The organism is Streptomyces sp. NPDC002403, from assembly GCF_053593015.1.
Window position 1 is genome coordinate 1 of sequence record NZ_JBSFBQ010000153.1, and the last position, 1,531, is coordinate 1,531.

Genomic DNA, 1,531 nt, shown 5'->3' on the forward strand with positions numbered 1-1,531 from the left:
TAGTAGATGGGTGACAGGCGGCAGCTCCAGACGGCGGTGCTGGGAAGTGCGGATGTACAGGAGCCGAGGGCGCCGTCTGACCTGCTGCTTCGCTCACCACCCGGGCCCGGACCGCGACACGCTGATCTGCCGCTGGTACCTCCACCGCACCCGCGTGGACAGCGAAGCCATCGTCCGCCGGGTCCTGTCGGCACCGGGGCGTTCGCACGGCCCATCCCTCTTCTTCGGAGGGAATCCTCGTCTTCAGACGGGGAGGGAATCCAATCCTGAACCCTGCGGCGCGGAGCGCCGCGGTTTCGCTCCGGAGTGCCTCGCCCGCAGAGCCGCGCTCAGTCGGGCCGCTTCTGGTTCTCGTTGTAGTCCTTGACCATGTGGAGGGGTGCGCCGCCGCATGACCCCGCGAAATAGGAGCCGGACCAGAAGCGGCCCTGCATGATGGCCTGGTTGACGTGGCCGGTGAGCTCCTGTCTCAGAGGTCGTTTTCGTCCGATGTTTCATCCCGGGATGGGATGTTCTGTGGCCTTCTTCGGGTCGCGCCAGGAGATGGTGTTCTCATTGGTGAGGCGGCGGGCCATGAGGTCGGTCATGGCAATGTGGATCACGGCTTCGGAGCGGGTGGGCAGGGTTTCGTAGTCGCGGGCCAGGCGGCGGTGGAGCATGAGCCAGCCGTAGGTTCGCTCGACCGCTCACCGCTTCGGGATCGGGGTGAAGCCCCTGCTCCCAGGCTTGCGGGCGGTGATCTCCATGTCGATGCCGAGTGTGGCGGCATGCTCGACGAGGTGCTGGCGGTAACCGCCGTCGACCCCCACCTTGCGGATGCGCGGATGTTCGGCGGCGACGTGGTCGAGCAGCGCGGTGCCGGCAACGGAGTCCTGCACGCCGGCCGCGGTCACCAGCACGGCGAGGAGAAGGCCGAGCGTGTCGGTGACGATGCTTCGCTTCCTGCCGACGATCTTCTTGCCGGCGTCGATGCCCTGGCCGGTGGCGGGAACGCTGGTGGAGGTCTTGATGCTCCGGGCGTCGATCACGCAGGCCGTTGGCTCGGTGTCCCGGCCTTCCTTCTCTCGTAGAAGCTGCCGGAGCAGGCCGTTGAGCCGGGCGAACACGCCCTCGTCGGCCCATTTGGAGAAGTAGCCGTAGACGGTGTTCCAGTGCGGGAAGTCGTGCGGGAGGTACCGCCACTGGACCCCGGTGCGGTCCACGTACAAGATCGCGTCCATGATGTCGCGCAGGTCGTGCTCGGGCGGCCGGCCAAAAGCCAGGGCCCTGCCGCGGCGCTCGAAGCGCCACGCGGTCAGGACCGGCTCGATCAACTCCCAGCGGGCATCGGACAGATCACTCGGATACGGACGTCGCTTCGGCATGCATCCGGCGTACCGCGCCGGACCGAGTGCGCCCAGGCGCACAGCGATGGCGACGGAAGCACACGACCGCGGAGACCGGACATCCTGGGATGACACAGGAGCACGTAGCCTTCCGCCCCATCCGCAACTCCACCCGCCCCGCAGGCATCGACCGCCTCCACAACCTC

The 1,531-nt window shown here is 67.5% G+C and carries 1 protein-coding gene and 1 pseudogene; both read right to left on the reverse strand.

The window, feature by feature from the left end; translation table 11 throughout:
* Positions 1-329: 329 nt before the first annotated feature.
* Entirely contained in the window at positions 330-434 is a 105-nt protein-coding gene (locus ACWCPY_RS43265) for a transposase (RefSeq protein WP_451274686.1), read from the reverse strand.
* 60 nt (positions 435-494) lie between these two features.
* A pseudogene (locus ACWCPY_RS43270) lies at positions 495-1,364 on the reverse strand (IS5 family transposase).
* Positions 1,365-1,531: the final 167 nt, after the last annotated feature.